Below are 14,997 nucleotides of genomic sequence, written 5' to 3' on the forward strand. Positions count from 1 at the left end.
AATGTTGTTTAGATGCAACATCGTTTTATAATATCCCTCTTTTCATAGAGGGATGCCCACCATGCCAAAGCTCTTCTCCTACATCCGCTGGAGTAGTTCCAGACAGTCAGAGGGGACCACACTCGCCCGCCAGACAGCCGCAGCTAAAGCTTTTGCGGTTGAACATGATCTTGAGTATGACGAAATCAGGGATGAAGGCGTTTCCGCCTTCCGTGGGAAGAACTCAAAGCGGGGGGCGCTGGCCGACTTCATCGCCGCCGTTGAGGCTGGCGCTATTCCGTCTGATTCTTGGTTGTACGTGGAAAACCTCGATCGCCTGAGCCGTGATGAAGCGATGAGATCTAACGATCTTCTGCGGCGCTTATTATCTCTGGGTATGACGGTTGTCACTGGGCAGGATAAACGGATTCATACGCCAGAGAGCGAAAAGGATGTGATGGCTATGATCTTCTCCATCCTCGCTTTTGAACGAGCCAACGAGGAATCAAGGACAAAGCAAAAGCGGACGGTGGGTAATGCTCTGGCGTTGGTTGAACGTCATAAACAAGGGAGGCCCGTTAACATTAAAGCCGTGGGTAGCGCGCCGTGGTGGATTGATGCATCTGGTCCCCAGTATGAAGCCGTCAAGCCTCACCCTGTCCATTGGGTAGCAGCAAAGAAGGCGGTAGAGCTTTTTTTACGGGGGTGGGGAGCTTATCGGGTTGTAACATATTTAAACCAACATTTGGAACTGTACCCGGCACCTAGGGGCAACAAAGGCCCGAGGCAACGAGTAAGATCTTTCTGGACTATTCCCACTGTAAAACGGTTGCGACTGAGTAGGGCACTAATCGGGGAAAAGGTGATGACCCTTAGTGGTAGCTCCTACACCCTCCAGAACTACTATCCCCCACTGTGTACAGAACAAGAATTTGCTCGGCTCAACGACATACGGGAAAACAACCGTATCAAGATTGGCAGTGAGAGGAAAACCACAACATTTCTTTCTGGACTGGGTGGCCTGCTGCGTTGCGGTCATTGCGACACTCCTATGACGTACTATACCAAAGAGGGACGGATCAGATATGTCTGTGCTGGTGGACAGCAATACGTGTCAACCTGCCGGGCGTGGTCTGTTCAGGGGAGGTTGCTTGAGGCATGTGTTATCCGTGCTGTCTGGGTAGCAAACACTCTCGATATAGCCGCTAATGGGAGCGATTTAGAGAGCCTCCAGCCATTGATTGACCAGCGTAGGGAAGAGGCAGAGAACCTCAATAAACAGATAGAGAATTTGACTACAGCGATCCAGATGGGAACTGGCCCTATTGCCAGTCTTGTAATGGCGCTACAGCGGGCTGAGAGCGAGAAAAATTCTTTACTCCTGGAACTGGATAAGCTGTCCCAACAGGAGGCCATACGAAACAGTGACGATGATATAACAAATCAGTTATTAGCGGTGGCGCGGAAATTAACACCAGAGGTATTAACTGACGTTACGCACCCACACAGGCATGAAGTCAGGGAACTGGTCAGAAGGTTGTTTGGTAAAGTTATAGTAACTAAGCGTGATGATAAATCCCTGTCTATCCGGGTTATATTTCCCTCTGGTGTAAACTACCTCTGTGAAGGGGTCATGAAGTTAAACAATGGAAAAAAAGAAAAATCCTACGTTGAATATTTAACCCAGCAAGATGGCATAACACCGCTGGACACATTTATGAATCGGGTCCGTAGCAGTTTTTGGGAGATGCTAACCGATGAGATTGCCGGTGATTTTGATTTTCAGCTACCATCACCAAAACCTTACGATTCTCTGGAGAGCACGCGCACCATGATAGAAGCTATGGGGCATAAGCCCCTTAATGGGAAGGATTTTTTCGGTGAACGATGAACTGGCGGAGCTTTCGGAATCGAGAGGCATCCTGATGTCTGGAATGTATGAAAATTCATCTGTATAGTTAGCCCACAACACCAACAGGCGAGGGTAATGGGATGGATACCGTAGAAGAACTTAACAACACATATTTTTATGCGGGAAAGTCGAATCTTTCCGCCAGCGCGTTACTTTTCATGATCTTCTGTGAAAAAACAGTAGAGCAATTCGGATTAGGTGTTGCCGATTTTGGTGCTGTCGTTGCGATTGTTTCCGGAAGGAATGACTTAGATACACGAACTAAGCCCAAGGATGCTTTAAAAGGTACATCCCATGCATCTAAAGCGGCTCGTAATGTATTTGGAAAAGTTAAGTTTCCTTTTGGTGTCAGGCTTCCAACCTGGATTGGTGGTTATACACCTTGGACAGCAAGAAGGGTGATGGTGCGTAATATTGGCACCTTTGTAGGTCGCACTATTCCGCTTGTTGGCGTTGTTATTCTTTCCGCAGACGTGATAGAAATAACATATAAAACCGTCCGGGATTATAACGCAATCGCGCGGGGGAATGATAAGATATGGTAGATGGTATAGAAAACCGGATTTATGAACTTGTCCGGCCTTATGCGGGGGTATACGTCTTTAAAAGAAAAGAGGTAGAACTTACCCCCGATACTGACTTTGATACGGATTTAAGTATGGATGTCAGTGAAGCAGAAGATATGATGGATGAGTTTTTTAAAAGCTTCGATGTCGATCGGGGCAACTTCAACATTAACACCTATTACCCAGATACACCTTTTTCCTGGAATCCGTTTAAGAAGATAGAGCCGATTCCTGTCCCGGACTTCACTATCAGGATGCTCATAGAATCCGCTAAAGCTGGAAAGTGGTTATATGATTGAGGGGCATTTGCCCCTCTTCTTTTAGGCGGTAGGGCGCTCGTTCCAGGCGTCTGTATACTGGATATTCCCGTCAACATACTTCCAGGTGATCTTTTCATAGCGCATCGCTACACTTTCCATATGGCCTGTTCCCGGACAGTTTCGGGTGTCATGCATCATGGGTGTAACAGATATAACCTTCACGCCCTCTAACAGGATATTGAAGTACTCCACTTCCTGACCAGCATCATTAATGTGATACCATTTGATTTCGGCTGATTTTAGTGTTTGTCCGGTAGCAACTGCTTTATAAAGGTAAGGGCTGGACGAGTCGATTTCCTTTTCAAACTGGAAGGGGGCGTGCTGGCGTGTTCCGGTCAGCTTGCCGGTGTTGTTGTCGGTTGGGATGCTCAGGTTATGATGTAACCCTCTAATCTCAATACTTCCTTCACGATCCGCAACATCAGAGGAACCTCTAATAGTGGCTCCCCCATCATCGGTTAGCCATAGGTGAACAGGAACGGCCATTCTTTCAATCCTCATGTTGTTATTATTACCCACAGTTATTTTATGATTATTTGACTGGTTGGTAAATATACAAAAATCTGATTATCTTTCATTCTCTGATGTGTCGAACGTCTTGCTGTAAGGGCAAGACTGCGAGCGTGTGACGTAGGTGAATGTGTAGATAATGTTGCTGTACACACATAGCCGCTTCCCTCCCTGTAACTCCTGCTCATCCGGATTGCTCATCGTAATTCGCCCCGCCCAGCATGCTGGAGAAATCAGTAACATCATAAAAATACAGGAAATAATCTTCATCTCTTGCACTCCACAGCCTCAGATATTCAGACCATAAACAACCGTTTTCAAACTATCTACTAAAGCAACTAATCACTTTCTTGATCAGTTTTAATGATCAATAATCCAATAATTGATCGACAAAATCGATCAAGCGGTATCATGGTTCATTTTGGGTGTTTTTTAATCTTAATCTGAGGGTTAGTAAGGTAATGGAACTTACAAAAGATAATAATATCATTAAAATCAACAATATATATTTCTATGTGTTCGTGGCTACACCGCTGGCGCTTCTTGTTGCTGACTTTTTGAATTTTGGTTACAAGGCCTCACTTGTGGCATTTTATGTTGCTGCATTTACGTGTGCGGTTCTTGATGGAAGAGAGCTGAAGAAATCTTTCCAGGACTATATTGGTGACGCATTAGCGATCCTCATCTTCCCGCCAGTGCATACGTTTATCCGGGCAAAGGCTGTTGGAATGAATCGGTGGGGATGGTTTGCTGTTCATAGCGCCATTGTTGTTGCCGTATTTCTTATCACGGAGATAACAGATTATAATCAAAGCATTAGGCAATCAGCCTGTGAGGTGGTGACTGAGGTATACAAGGATGAAAAGTCGGATGTGCAGTGCATCAAGGTTACGGATCTGAAGAAGGTGTCTGAGAAGTACTACCGGGCCAATGCAATGCTGACCAACGGTGTCGATATGCCCATCACCATAGAGGATCGTGGCGACAGTATCTATGTGACGCTAACGCCGCTGAGTCACCTGCTGGATTAGCAAAAGACCGGGGGAGTAATCCCCCAACTCCCCAGTGTAATGAAAATCTTTCATACCCGCAGTGTTTTAACCTTCCCCAGCAAATATCACCGGCGCACGGGCAGAGCGGTCTAACGTACAGTCCCGAAAGGGCAAGTGCCCTGTCGATCTTTTGAAAATATCAGGTAGCCATCATCAGTAGCATGCCGTCTCGTTTGGGTATACCCAAGATAGACTATGAAACATAAGTCTCAATAGGGTTTAAAAAGACTTTATTGACTACAAAAATTGGTAATGTATCATATGGATATTAAATTAACACTTTATTGAGACTTTATCATGAACGTTCGTATCTACTGTCGGGCATCGACTGAAGGGCAACACGCAGACAGGGCACTGGCAACACTGCGAACCTTTGCAGGTAGCAAGAAGTGGAATATTGCCGGTGAGTATATTGAGAACGCCAGCGGAGCCAAACTTGACCGCCCGGAACTTATGCAGTTGCTGAATGAAGCAGAGTCCGGCGATCTTCTGCTGGTGGAGGCTATCGACCGTCTGAGCCGTCTGGAACATCAGGAATGGGCAGAACTAAAGAAAGTCCTGGACGAGAAGAATCTGGTAATTGTCTCAATGGATTTGCCAACCAGTTGGCAGATGGTCGAAATGGTTGGCAGCGATCTCACCAGCGGCATCCTGCGGGCAGTCAATGCGATGCTTATTGATATACTTGCCACAATGGCACGGCAGGACTATGAGACTCGTCGCAAGCGGCAGGCTCAGGGGATTGAAAGAGCAAAGGCGGCGGGAGCATATACCGGGAAGGAAAAAGATATGCAGGCACGGGAAGCCGTGAAGGAGATGCTGGAGCAGAATGTAAAACCGGCGCTGATTATGAAGGCGGCAGGGATCAGCCGCGCCACCTTCTACAGGATCAAAAAGGAACTGGCTGGCTAACACTGCGCCTGCACTAACCATTCCTGAGACTCCGCTGCGGCGGAGTTTTTTTGTGTTATTAACCTGAGAAAATCGTACGTGAAGATCTCTGACAATATTGGCTGTGATTAAGTTTTGTTCACTTGAAGGTGATAAAAGGGCATTAAATAAAAAATCAATCAGAAAGAGGGAAGGAAAATGCCCGTTAAGCGCCCTGTATGGCTCTGTACGCCATTTTTATATCACCATCAATACCAATGCATGCTTGGCATGAAAATTGCTTAAATGGCGTTACAGGAAAGATTTAGGTGTTGGGATACTTATGCCTGAGTTTTGACGTTGAGAAAAGGCGGTCACCCTGACCCGTCGAGAATTTTCCCCGCTCCTTGGCGAGGTATGAGATCCGCCAGACTGGTTCTTCCAGCGTCTCAGGTTCCCCACGTAGAATAATATACTCCCCACCAGGGAACTCCACCAGCGAAGGCTTGCCGCCTGTCAGATCACACCAGACCTCTGTAATGGCACCACCAAGCCCGCAATTCGCAGTCCCAATACTTCTGACTTGCCGGTGCGGCAGGGCAATCCAGCAATGATAGTGAACCTGCTTTGCCTTCTCTTTTTCACGCACCCAGCCGTAAGCAAACTCTCGGATTGGTGAGGTTATACTCTCAGGGCGGCGATGCTTCGACTTGAGACGCTCCCGCAGTTTCTTGAATAGCTGGCGTATCCATTCGTTGCCAGTCTCAACGGCGGTGCCGGATGGCAGGCGAAGATCGAAGCGGGCGACAAAGACACGGCTGTACGTGCGCTGCATTGCATCAAGTTCTTCCATCATCGGCGTCAGGATATCCAGCCGAACACGGGATTTGTCAGTTGAGTTTATAGGATAGGCGTGGTCGCCGTACAGAAAGCTATCAGCAATGGCTTCATAACGGCCATGAGCATGGTATGCATAGCTACTAACAGTAGTTGTATTGGTTAACAGAACACCTCCAGTAATTCATTAAAAGAGATAGACGATGGGCAGGATAGGTATTACCTAAATCCACCGCCAATCCTGCACTATGAGCACAGGCAGACGCCGCTAAATACAAGGGGTTTAGAAGGAGTTATGGCTGATGGATTTTTTCGAACGAAGTTTACGGGTATAAAAACCCTACGATAGTATTTCATGGCAATGCTAATTATGTCAAGCATCAGTCCCGGTAAGCAGTTCCCGGAGACGCTCCCGCATAGCAACTTGCTCCGCTGCTGCCTGCTCTTCAGCGCGTCGTTGAGCATCTTTGGCGGCATCCGCCATCAGGTCATCAATCGCCTGCTCCATATCGGCAAGCATCACTTCCTTGTATTCAAGTTCTACGCGCTGGCGAAGGTCTTCCTGCTCCGATTCCATCAGAGTATGCGGCTTGAATAGTTTGATGTTGATATGGGCACCGTTCGGGGTGAACCGGACAGCATTTGGGGCAGCGCCGTCGAACCGCCAGCCATCAAGAATTTTCTCCTGCATAATCTGCATCGCTACCGGCGGCGGGCCACTGAATTCCTGGCTCGCATTGCACGCGTTATGCCGGGCGATAGCCTGGTTAATCCGGCGCTGTAGTTCGGCGTCGTCAGGCTGAAACTTTGCGGCAATGGCATCAATATGCGCCTGCACCGCCGCATCGATTTTTCTATTTTTTGTATTATTTTTCATTTTATTACCTCATCTTCATTCATGTTCAACATAGGGTCGGTTGCACGCGGTGCAGTAGTTTTTATTGTGGCCGGAGCGGACAGCATACCAGCGTGCTACCGCCGACTTATCCGTGTACCAATCGACCAGTCCTCTGTCTGCCAGCCTGCGTAATGCCCGATATGTAGTTGGCAGCGGAATATTCGTTACCGCTGAGAGATCGCCAGCGCTTAGTGCTGTTGGCGTTTCGGTCAGGTAATGGAGTAGGCGTTGGTAGCTGGTTGCATGATACATATTTGCAGAGGTGAGCCGTGTTGTTAGCTTCTCATGCTGTGCTGGAGATGGGGGGGTAAATGGTCGTAGATACTGCAATAAACCTCCTTTTTAATCTATTGATATTAAATAACATTATATCACAAATGATAATAATTATCAACTTTAAAGCGATAGCAGTGCGATGTTTTGAAAGGTAGAGCGCTTGTCATGGGTAAGATACACTCCAGCCAATACGGCATCATGAGGGAAATTAAGATTGGACATCTATCAAATTTTCGGTACCCAAAATATTCTGGTGCATATACCGCTCGGCGCGGGCGGTTACGACCTTTCGTGGATTGAGGCGGCAGGCACCCTGGCCGGTTTACTCTGTATCTGGCTGGCCAGTCTGGAGAAGATTATCAATTACCCCTTCGGGCTGATTAATGTCACGCTGTTTGCGATTATTTTTTTCCAGATCCAGCTCTATGCCAGTCTGCTACTACAGCTGTTCTTCTTTGCCGCCAATATTTACGGCTGGTATGCCTGGTCACGTAGTAGTGACGGGCAACGGCCTGAATTACGCATTCGCTGGCTGCCCTTGCCTAAGGCGTTACTGTTACTTGCCGTATGTGTGGTGGCCATTATCATGATGACGTTATGGATCGATCCGGTCTTTGCGGCGCTAACCCGGGCAGCGCTGGCGGTACTGGGAATTTTCGGTCTGCAGACGACCATGCCGGAACTTTCTCCCGATGCCTTCCCGTTCTGGGATGCCTCTATGATGGTGTTGTCGATTGTGGCGATGATTCTGATGACCCGCAAATATGTGGAAAACTGGCTGCTGTGGAGTGCGGTGAATGTGATTAGCGTGGTGATTTTCGCGATACAGGGCGTATGGGCCATGGCGCTGGAGTACCTGATCCTGACCTTTATCGCCCTGAACGGCACCCGACTGTGGATGCGCAGCGCGCGTGAGCATTCGCCACACGCGCTATCGTAGACTAGTGATGGTGGTGATGGTGGTGCGCCGTTTTTTCGTTTAGATCGCACTCAGAGCCGTGGCAGGGCTGGTATTCCATCTGTACCGTGGCGTGCTCAATCTGATACTCATGGGCCAGGAAGTGGAGAATGCGATGCAGCAGCGCATCGTGGTCGTGCGGTGGAATCACCTGTACGTGCAGGGTCATCAGCGGCTTCTCACCGACCAGCCAGATATGTACGTGGTGGACGTTGCGCACTTCGGGAATAGTGCGTGACAGGTCGCGCTTCAGCGCCGCGATATCCAGCGTTACCGGCGCGCCTTCCATCAGTTCATTCATACTCTCTTTCAGCAGCCGCCAGGCGCTGCGCAGTACCAGGCAGGAGACCAGCACCGACAGAATAGGGTCGATGGGCGTCCAGCCGGTCCACAATATCACCAGCGCGGCGGCGATAGCGCCAACGGAGCCTAACAGATCTCCCAAAACATGCAGCGCTGCGGCTCGCACATTCATATTGCGCTCTTCGCCTCCTCCGTGCAGCACCCAGAATGAGAACAGGTTAGCGAGCAATCCGGCAAAGGCGATAATCAGCATGGTTTTGCCCGCCACCGGCTGGGGGTTCTGGAAACGGACGATAGCTTCCCAGACGATAAAAATGGTAATGACCACCAGAGCGATGGCATTCACAAAGGCGGCGAGGGTGGTCAGACGTAGCCATCCGAAGGTATGTCGCCCGCTTGCCGGGCGGCGGGCGAAATGAACCGCCAGTAACGCCACCAGCAGCGCTGCGGCATCGGTGAGCATATGCCCGGCATCAGCCAGCAGCGCCAGCGAACCGGAGATCAGACCGCCAATCACTTCGGCGACCATAAACAGCGCAGTGATGCTAAAAGCTATCAGCAGGCGCCGGGCGTTAGCGTCCTGAGGGCTGGCGGTTTGGGTATGAGAGTGAGCCATGGTTTTCACAGAAAATTCTGACAGGGTAACGCTATTATTGACTGTGGCAGAGGGATTTTAAAAGCATTATTGCGTCAGTTGTTATTGAGTTAAAAACAGGGGCACTCTGGTGCTGCCCCGCGAATATGATTGATTAGCCTTGTTCGTGGGGGCAGGGAGGCTGACCTTCTCCGCCGCACTTATGGCTTAAATGGAGTTCAGAGTCCGGGTTAGCGCTGGCGCCGGTTACCGGGTTGTGATGAGCGCTGCCTGCCAGTGCCGCGCCGCTACAGAGTGCGAGCACCATACCAAAAATAAGAGGGAGCGTTTTCTGCATTATCGTACTCCTGTCATCGAGTGGTTGAGCTATCCGCAGATACCAGAATATCCTGCGCCAATAATAGCGCATAATTCTTTATTTTCTTGGTGATTTAGCATTAACATATGAAAGTGTAGCTTTGTTTAACTCTCTGGCGATGTTTTTTTCTGTTTTTTTTATTCATTGATGAAATGATAAACCGTGCGTGTAAAACCCGGTTTACACCTTAGCCACGACGCGATAGATTGAAGGCATTGCAATAGCGCAAATTATCACGCTCCACTGGAATCAGCATGTATCAGAACGACGACTTACGAATCAAAGAGATCAATGAGCTTCTCCCTCCGGTTGCACTGTTAGAAAAATTTCCTGCCACTGCCAACGCCGCCAGTACGGTATCTGCTTCGCGTCAGGCTATCCATCAGATCCTGCACGGCCAGGACGATCGTCTGCTGGTGGTGATTGGGCCCTGCTCCATTCACGATCCAGCCGCTGCCAAAGAGTACGCCCAACGCCTGCTGGCGCTGCGCAACGAACTGTGCGGCGAGCTTGAGGTGGTGATGCGGGTCTATTTTGAAAAGCCGCGTACCACCGTGGGCTGGAAAGGGTTGATCAACGATCCCGGTATGGATAACAGCTTCCGCATCAACGACGGTCTGCGGATTGCGCGCCAGCTGCTGCTGGAGATCAACGACAGCGGTCTGCCGACAGCCGGTGAGTTTCTGGACATGATTACGCCGCAGTATCTGGCGGATCTGATGAGCTGGGGCGCCATTGGCGCACGCACCACCGAATCTCAGGTTCACCGCGAGCTGGCCTCAGGCCTTTCCTGCCCGGTGGGCTTTAAGAACGGTACTGACGGTACGATTAAAGTGGCTATCGACGCCATTAACGCCGCCAGCGCGCCGCACTGCTTCCTGTCGGTCACCAAGTGGGGACACTCCGCTATCGTTAACACCAGCGGTAACGATGACTGCCATATTATTCTGCGCGGCGGCAAAGAGCCGAACTACAGCGCGCAGCACGTGGCGGAAGTGAAGCAGGGGCTGGAAAAATCTGGCCTGGAAGCGCGGGTGATGATCGATTTCAGCCACGCTAACTCCTGCAAGCAGTTCCAGAAGCAGATGGAAGTGGGGGCCGATGTCTGTTCCCAGATAGCTCACGGCGAAGATGCTATTGTCGGCGTGATGGTAGAAAGCCATCTGGTGGAAGGCAACCAGAGCCTGGAAAGCGGCGAGCCGCTGACTTACGGTAAGAGCGTGACCGATGCCTGCATTGGCTGGGACGATACCGACGCGCTGCTGCGCCAGCTGGCTGCGGCGGTGAAGGCGCGTCGCGGTTAATGCGACTGCAATAAAAAAAGCGTGGTTCACACCACGCTTTTTTGTGCCCGGGGTTCTGGAATTACTTCGCTTTACCCTGGTTGGCAACGGCCGCGGCTTTCGCTGCGATCTCATCCGCATCGCCCAGATAGTAGCGCTTGAGCGGCTTGAAGTTTTCGTCGAACTCGTACACCAGCGGTACGCCGGTCGGGATGTTCAGTTCCAGAATCTCATCTTCGCTCAGCTTATCCAGATACTTCACCAGCGCGCGCAGTGAGTTACCGTGGGCGGCAATGATAATACGCTCACCGCTCTTCAGGCGCGGCAGAATAGTCTCTTCCCAGTAGGGAACCACGCGGTCGATGGTCAGCGCCAGGCTTTCGGTCAGCGGCAGCTCCTTTTCGCTCAGCTTCGCGTAGCGCGGGTCGTGGCCCGGATAGCGCTCGTCGTCTTTGGTCAGCTCCGGCGGGGTGACCGCAAAGCCGCGACGCCACTGCTTAACCTGATCGTCGCCGTACTTTTCGGCGGTTTCCGCTTTGTTCAGACCCTGCAGGGCGCCATAGTGACGCTCGTTCAGCTTCCAGGATTTCTCTACCGGCAGCCAGTCCTGATCCAACTGGTCCAGAATGCTCCACAGCGTGTGGATGGCACGTTTCAGCACGGAGGTATACGCAAAGTCGAAGCTGTAGCCTTCTTTCTTCAGCAGTTCACCGGCGGCTTTGGCCTCGCCTTTGCCTTTCTCGGACAGATCCACGTCGTACCATCCGGTAAAGCGGTTTTCCTGGTTCCACTGACTTTCACCGTGACGAACCAGAACCAGCTTAGTAACAGCCATAGTTTTACTCCTCATAAACCCGATCGATGCAGATTAATTGATAACGATTCTCATTATATTGCCACAGGGGCAATAACAGCAATGCCTGACCTTTAACATAGCGAAACCCGGCCGTGAATGTAAGGCAGATGTGACGGAGGCGTTGTTTTTTTAGCGGAACTGGCGCAAAACCAGGCGGAAATGCCCCCCCAGAGGAGGGCATACAGAAATCAGCAGGGGGTGAACTGATAGACGGTCAGACTGCGATAAGTCTGGCCAGGGCGCAGTATCACATCCGGTTGCGGCCATTCCGGATGGTTGGGGCTGTCCGGCAGGAATTCGCTCTCCAGCGCTACGCCCTGGTAGTTGGCGTACTCGCCCTGTTCGCGGGCAGGGGTTCCGGCCAGGAAGTTGCCGGAATAGAGCTGGAGCGCCGGCGCGCTGGTGTAGACCGTCATCTGCAGCTTACCGTCGGAAGACCAGAGATGCGCTGCGGGCTGAGCCTCATCTCCACGGGCATTCAGCAGGAAGGCGTGATCGTAGCCGCCCACTTTTTGCTGACAGTCATCGTTCAGAAAGTCCTGGCCGATAGCCTTACGGCTGCGGAAATCGAAGCCGGTATCGGTCACTGCGCGCAGCGCTTGGTCCGGAATACCGGCCGCATTGACCGGCAGGTACTGGTCGGCCAGCAGTTGCAGCTCGTGGCGGCGAATATCGTTCTGTTCACCGTCAAGATTGAAGTAGGCGTGGTTGGTCAGGTTCACCGGACAGGGCTTATCCACCTCGGCGCGATAGGTGATCTCCAGTCGGTTATCCTCGGTCAGTTGATAGAGCACGGTGGCGCACAGCTTGCCGGGGAAACCCTGGTCACCGTCCGGCGATGTCAGGCTGTAGAGCACCTCCTGCTCGTTCTGGCGATCGATCATCCAGCGCTGTTTGTCGAACCCCTGTGGCCCGCCATGGAGCTGGTGCTCGCCCTGACTGGGAGTCAGACTGACTTCGTTGCCGTCAAGCCAAAAGCGGCTGTTGGCGATGCGGTTGGCGTAGCGACCGATGCTGGCGCCCAGAAAGGCGCTCTGTTGTAGATAATCTTCCGGGCTGGCGCAGCCCAGCAGGGTTTCACGTACGCTGCCATCCGGCATCGGCACCCGGCAGGAGAGCAGGGTTGCGCCCCAGTCAGTGATGGTCACCACCATACCGGCCGCGTTGCGCAGAGTCGAAATACGCCAGGGTTGGCCATCCGGCGCCAGTTGTGGAGTCTCTTTTAGCATAATCCCGCTCCTTCCGAGGCTTTGCAGACATAGAACGTCTCTTTGATACCGGTGCGGGCGTGGTAGCTATCGGCCACCGCCTGCTGTACTTCAGAGACCAGCTCTTCCGGGACCAGCGCCACTACGCAGCCGCCGAAGCCGCCGCCGGTCATACGCACGCCGCCACGTTCGCCGATGGTCTGTTTAACTATCTCTACCAGGGTATCGATCTGCGGCACGGTGATTTCAAAGTCGTCACGCATCGAGTCATGGGATTCGGCCATCAGTTCGCCCATGCGCTTAAGATCGCCGCGCGCCAGAGCGTCGGCTGCTTCAACGGTGCGGGCGTTTTCGGTCAGGACGTGACGTACGCGTTTGGCAACCAGCGGATCCAGCTCGTTGGCCACTGCATTAAACTGCTCCAGAGAGACATCGCGCAGCGCCTTCTGCTGGAAGAAGCGGGCGCCGGTTTCGCACTGTTCGCGACGGGTGTTGTATTCGCTGCCGACCAGGGTGCGCTTAAAGTTACTGTTGATAATCACTACCGCCACGCCCTGGGGCATCGGCACCGCTTTGCTGCCAAGAGAGCGGCAGTCGATCAGCAATGCATGGTCTTTCTTGCCCAGTGCCGAGATCAGTTGATCCATAATGCCGCAGTTGCAGCCGACAAACTGGTTTTCCGCCTCCTGGCCGTTCAGCGCCAGCTGGGCGCCATCCAGAGCCAGATGGTACAACTGCTGGAACACCTTGCCGACCGCCACTTCCAGCGATGCGGAAGAGCTCAGACCCGCGCCCTGGGGAACGTTGCCGCTAATCACCAGATCGGCGCCGCCAAAGCTGGCGTCGCGCTGCTGCAGATGTTTCACTACGCCGCGCACGTAGTTAGACCACTGCTGGCTGTCGTGAGCGAGAATAGGGGCATCCAGCGAAAACTCATCGCGCTGGTTATTGTAATCGGCGGCAATCACCCGCACCATGCGATCGTCACGCGGCGCGCAACTGATCACCGTCTGGTAATCGATGGCGCAGGGCAGTACGAAGCCGTCATTGTAGTCAGTATGTTCGCCAATCAGGTTGACGCGACCCGGAGCCTGGATGATATGGGTGGCAGGGTAGCCAAACTGTTCGGTAAACAGGGTACGGGTTTTTTCTTTCAGGTCCATTATTGTTCTCCGGATTCGCGGAAATGCACATCGCTGACCGCACGCAGTTTTTCTGCGGCCTGTTCGGCGGTTAAATCACGCTGGGTTTCCGCCAGCATCTCGTAGCCCACCATAAACTTACGCACCGTAGCGGAGCGCAGCAGGGGCGGATAAAAATGGGCGTGTAGCTGCCAGTGGGCATTCTCCTCGCCGTTAAAGGGGGCGCCGTGCCAGCCCATAGAGTAGGGGAACGAGCACTGGAACAGGTTATCGTAGCGGCTGGTCAGTTTTTTCAGCGCCAGTGCCAGATCCTGGCTTTGGGCCTGCGTAAGGTCGGTAATGCGCCGGACCGGTGCCTTTGGCAGCAGCAGGGTTTCGAACGGCCAGGCCGCCCACCAGGGCACGACCGCCAGCCAGTGTTCGGTTTCGACTACCGTTCGTTTGCCGTCCGCCAGTTCGCGCCGGGCGTAGTCAAGAAGCATCGGCGAGCCGTGTTCGGCATAGTAAGCGCGCTGGTTTTCGTCTTCGCGGGCCGCCTCGTTAGGCAGGAAGCTGTTGGCCCATACCTGACCATGGGGGTGCGGGTTAGAGCAGCCCATGGCTGCGCCTTTATTTTCAAATACCTGCACCCAGGGATAGTGCTGACCCAGTTCGGCGGTTTGCGCCTGCCAGGTTTTCACCACCTCCTCCAGCGCCGCCAGTGGCAGTTCGGGGAGGGTTTTACTGTGATCCGGTGAAAAGCAGATCACCCGGCTGGTGCCCCGGGCGCTCTGCAGGCGCATCAGCGGGTCGCTATCCGCCGGTGCCTCGGGGGTGTCGGTCATCAGTGCCGCAAAGTCGTTAGTGAAAACGTAAGTCCCGGTGTAGTCCGGATTTTTGTCCCCGGTGACCCGCGTGTTACCCGGGCACAGGTAACAGTCGGGATCGTGCTGCGGCAGCGTCTGTTTGGCGGGGGTCTCCTGCGCCCCTTGCCAGGGACGCTTAGCGCGATGGGGAGAAACCAGGATCCACTGCCCCGTCAGGGGGTTGTAGCGGCGATGTGGATGATCGACCGGGTTAAATTGCGGCATGATG

17 protein-coding genes are annotated in these 14,997 nt (G+C 52.5%); 7 read left to right on the plus strand and 10 right to left on the minus strand.

Features of this window, described 5'->3' with window-relative positions:
* Positions 1-61 precede the first annotated feature (61 nt).
* The 3 genes from FEM41_RS13565 (at position 62) to FEM41_RS13575 (ending at position 2,756) form a co-directional block, all read left to right on the plus strand.
* Positions 62-1,870: a recombinase family protein gene (locus tag FEM41_RS13565; protein ID WP_168198800.1), complete on the plus strand. Its 1,809-nt coding sequence runs from the start codon at positions 62-64 to the stop codon at positions 1,868-1,870.
* 101 nt (positions 1,871-1,971) lie between these two features.
* The gene (locus FEM41_RS13570) at positions 1,972-2,436 is read left to right on the plus strand and encodes an STM2901 family protein (RefSeq protein ID WP_138096470.1); all 465 of its coding nucleotides are present in this window, start codon (positions 1,972-1,974) and stop codon (positions 2,434-2,436) included.
* Positions 2,430-2,756 (plus strand): DUF1493 family protein, encoded by a 327-nt coding sequence (locus FEM41_RS13575; protein WP_138096471.1) that lies wholly within the window; start codon positions 2,430-2,432, stop codon positions 2,754-2,756. Before FEM41_RS13570 ends, FEM41_RS13575 begins: the two co-directional genes overlap by 7 nt.
* Before the next feature lie 21 nt (positions 2,757-2,777).
* On the opposite strand, the gene FEM41_RS13580 is transcribed toward FEM41_RS13575, so the two are convergent.
* A complete protein-coding gene (locus FEM41_RS13580) occupies positions 2,778-3,263 on the minus strand; it encodes an Hcp family type VI secretion system effector (protein WP_138096472.1) in 486 nt (161 codons plus the stop codon).
* Positions 3,264-3,748: 485 nt separating this feature from the next.
* Between FEM41_RS13580 and FEM41_RS13590 the strand changes: the two genes are divergently transcribed.
* On the plus strand, positions 3,749-4,318 hold the full coding sequence (locus FEM41_RS13590; RefSeq protein ID WP_138096474.1) for a hypothetical protein: 570 nt from the start codon (positions 3,749-3,751) through the stop codon (positions 4,316-4,318).
* A 318-nt stretch (positions 4,319-4,636) separates the two neighbouring features.
* The gene (locus FEM41_RS13595; protein WP_138096475.1) at positions 4,637-5,251 is read left to right on the plus strand and encodes a recombinase family protein; all 615 of its coding nucleotides are present in this window, start codon (positions 4,637-4,639) and stop codon (positions 5,249-5,251) included.
* Between the two features lie 283 nt (positions 5,252-5,534).
* Here FEM41_RS13595 and FEM41_RS13600 read toward each other — a convergent pair whose 3' ends face one another.
* The 3 genes from FEM41_RS13600 to FEM41_RS25180 form a co-directional block, all read right to left on the minus strand.
* Positions 5,535-6,065, minus strand: coding sequence for a YagK/YfjJ domain-containing protein (locus FEM41_RS13600; protein ID WP_338324496.1), 531 nt, complete (start codon positions 6,063-6,065; stop codon positions 5,535-5,537).
* A 354-nt stretch (positions 6,066-6,419) separates the two neighbouring features.
* Positions 6,420-6,923, minus strand: coding sequence for a hypothetical protein (locus tag FEM41_RS13605; RefSeq protein ID WP_138096477.1), 504 nt, complete (start codon positions 6,921-6,923; stop codon positions 6,420-6,422).
* Between the two features lie 15 nt (positions 6,924-6,938).
* On the minus strand, positions 6,939-7,196 hold the full coding sequence (locus FEM41_RS25180; RefSeq protein WP_421805444.1) for a helix-turn-helix domain-containing protein: 258 nt from the start codon (positions 7,194-7,196) through the stop codon (positions 6,939-6,941).
* 253 nt (positions 7,197-7,449) lie between these two features.
* Between FEM41_RS25180 and pnuC the strand changes: the two genes are divergently transcribed.
* Positions 7,450-8,160, plus strand: a complete 711-nt coding sequence (gene pnuC / locus FEM41_RS13615; protein WP_138099199.1) for a nicotinamide riboside transporter PnuC — start codon at positions 7,450-7,452, stop codon at positions 8,158-8,160.
* Position 8,161: 1 nt separating this feature from the next.
* On the opposite strand, the gene zitB is transcribed toward pnuC, so the two are convergent.
* Positions 8,162-9,097, minus strand: a complete 936-nt coding sequence (zitB, locus tag FEM41_RS13620; RefSeq protein ID WP_138099200.1) for a CDF family zinc transporter ZitB — start codon at positions 9,095-9,097, stop codon at positions 8,162-8,164.
* 133 nt (positions 9,098-9,230) lie between these two features.
* Positions 9,231-9,413: a hypothetical protein gene (locus tag FEM41_RS13625; protein WP_138096479.1), complete on the minus strand. Its 183-nt coding sequence runs from the start codon at positions 9,411-9,413 to the stop codon at positions 9,231-9,233.
* 275 nt (positions 9,414-9,688) lie between these two features.
* On the opposite strand from FEM41_RS13625, the gene aroG reads away from it, so the two are divergent.
* The gene (gene aroG, locus FEM41_RS13630) at positions 9,689-10,738 is read left to right on the plus strand and encodes a 3-deoxy-7-phosphoheptulonate synthase AroG (RefSeq protein WP_138096480.1); all 1,050 of its coding nucleotides are present in this window, start codon (positions 9,689-9,691) and stop codon (positions 10,736-10,738) included.
* A 61-nt stretch (positions 10,739-10,799) separates the two neighbouring features.
* Here aroG and gpmA read toward each other — a convergent pair whose 3' ends face one another.
* The 4 genes from gpmA to galT all read right to left on the minus strand — a co-directional run bounded on the left by gpmA (position 10,800) and on the right by galT (position 14,993).
* A complete protein-coding gene (gene gpmA, locus FEM41_RS13635; RefSeq protein ID WP_138096481.1) occupies positions 10,800-11,552 on the minus strand; it encodes a 2,3-diphosphoglycerate-dependent phosphoglycerate mutase in 753 nt (250 codons plus the stop codon).
* A 209-nt stretch (positions 11,553-11,761) separates the two neighbouring features.
* Positions 11,762-12,802, minus strand: a complete 1,041-nt coding sequence (galM, locus tag FEM41_RS13640; protein ID WP_138096482.1) for a galactose-1-epimerase — start codon at positions 12,800-12,802, stop codon at positions 11,762-11,764.
* On the minus strand, positions 12,796-13,944 hold the full coding sequence (galK, locus tag FEM41_RS13645) for a galactokinase (protein WP_138096483.1): 1,149 nt from the start codon (positions 13,942-13,944) through the stop codon (positions 12,796-12,798). The genes galM and galK overlap by 7 nt, the downstream gene beginning before the upstream one ends.
* The gene (galT, locus tag FEM41_RS13650) at positions 13,944-14,993 is read right to left on the minus strand and encodes a galactose-1-phosphate uridylyltransferase (RefSeq protein ID WP_138096484.1); all 1,050 of its coding nucleotides are present in this window, start codon (positions 14,991-14,993) and stop codon (positions 13,944-13,946) included. Before galT ends, galK begins: the two co-directional genes overlap by 1 nt.
* Positions 14,994-14,997 lie beyond the last annotated feature (4 nt).

It is taken from the genome of Jejubacter calystegiae, assembly GCF_005671395.1.
GTDB lineage: Bacteria > Pseudomonadota > Gammaproteobacteria > Enterobacterales > Enterobacteriaceae > Jejubacter > Jejubacter calystegiae.

Bases quoted from the DNA above. Each gene is read 5' to 3' on its own strand.
- FEM41_RS13600 (WP_338324496.1), bottom strand. From the start codon at position 6,065: ATGATGGAAGAACTTGATGCAATGCAGCGCACGTACAGCCGTGTCTTT.
- FEM41_RS25180 (WP_421805444.1), bottom strand. From the start codon at position 7,196: ATGTATCATGCAACCAGCTACCAACGCCTACTCCATTACCTGACCGAA.
- FEM41_RS13590 (WP_138096474.1), top strand. From the start codon at position 3,749: ATGGAACTTACAAAAGATAATAATATCATTAAAATCAACAATATATAT.
- aroG (WP_138096480.1), top strand. From the start codon at position 9,689: ATGTATCAGAACGACGACTTACGAATCAAAGAGATCAATGAGCTTCTC.
- FEM41_RS13605 (WP_138096477.1), bottom strand. From the start codon at position 6,923: ATGAAAAATAATACAAAAAATAGAAAAATCGATGCGGCGGTGCAGGCG.
- galT (WP_138096484.1), bottom strand. From the start codon at position 14,993: ATGCCGCAATTTAACCCGGTCGATCATCCACATCGCCGCTACAACCCC.
- gpmA (WP_138096481.1), bottom strand. From the start codon at position 11,552: ATGGCTGTTACTAAGCTGGTTCTGGTTCGTCACGGTGAAAGTCAGTGG.
- FEM41_RS13595 (WP_138096475.1), top strand. From the start codon at position 4,637: ATGAACGTTCGTATCTACTGTCGGGCATCGACTGAAGGGCAACACGCA.
- FEM41_RS13565 (WP_168198800.1), top strand. From the start codon at position 62: ATGCCAAAGCTCTTCTCCTACATCCGCTGGAGTAGTTCCAGACAGTCA.
- galM (WP_138096482.1), bottom strand. From the start codon at position 12,802: ATGCTAAAAGAGACTCCACAACTGGCGCCGGATGGCCAACCCTGGCGT.
- FEM41_RS13625 (WP_138096479.1), bottom strand. From the start codon at position 9,413: ATGCAGAAAACGCTCCCTCTTATTTTTGGTATGGTGCTCGCACTCTGT.
- zitB (WP_138099200.1), bottom strand. From the start codon at position 9,097: ATGGCTCACTCTCATACCCAAACCGCCAGCCCTCAGGACGCTAACGCC.
- FEM41_RS13575 (WP_138096471.1), top strand. From the start codon at position 2,430: ATGGTAGATGGTATAGAAAACCGGATTTATGAACTTGTCCGGCCTTAT.
- FEM41_RS13570 (WP_138096470.1), top strand. From the start codon at position 1,972: ATGGATACCGTAGAAGAACTTAACAACACATATTTTTATGCGGGAAAG.
- FEM41_RS13580 (WP_138096472.1), bottom strand. From the start codon at position 3,263: ATGGCCGTTCCTGTTCACCTATGGCTAACCGATGATGGGGGAGCCACT.
- galK (WP_138096483.1), bottom strand. From the start codon at position 13,944: ATGGACCTGAAAGAAAAAACCCGTACCCTGTTTACCGAACAGTTTGGC.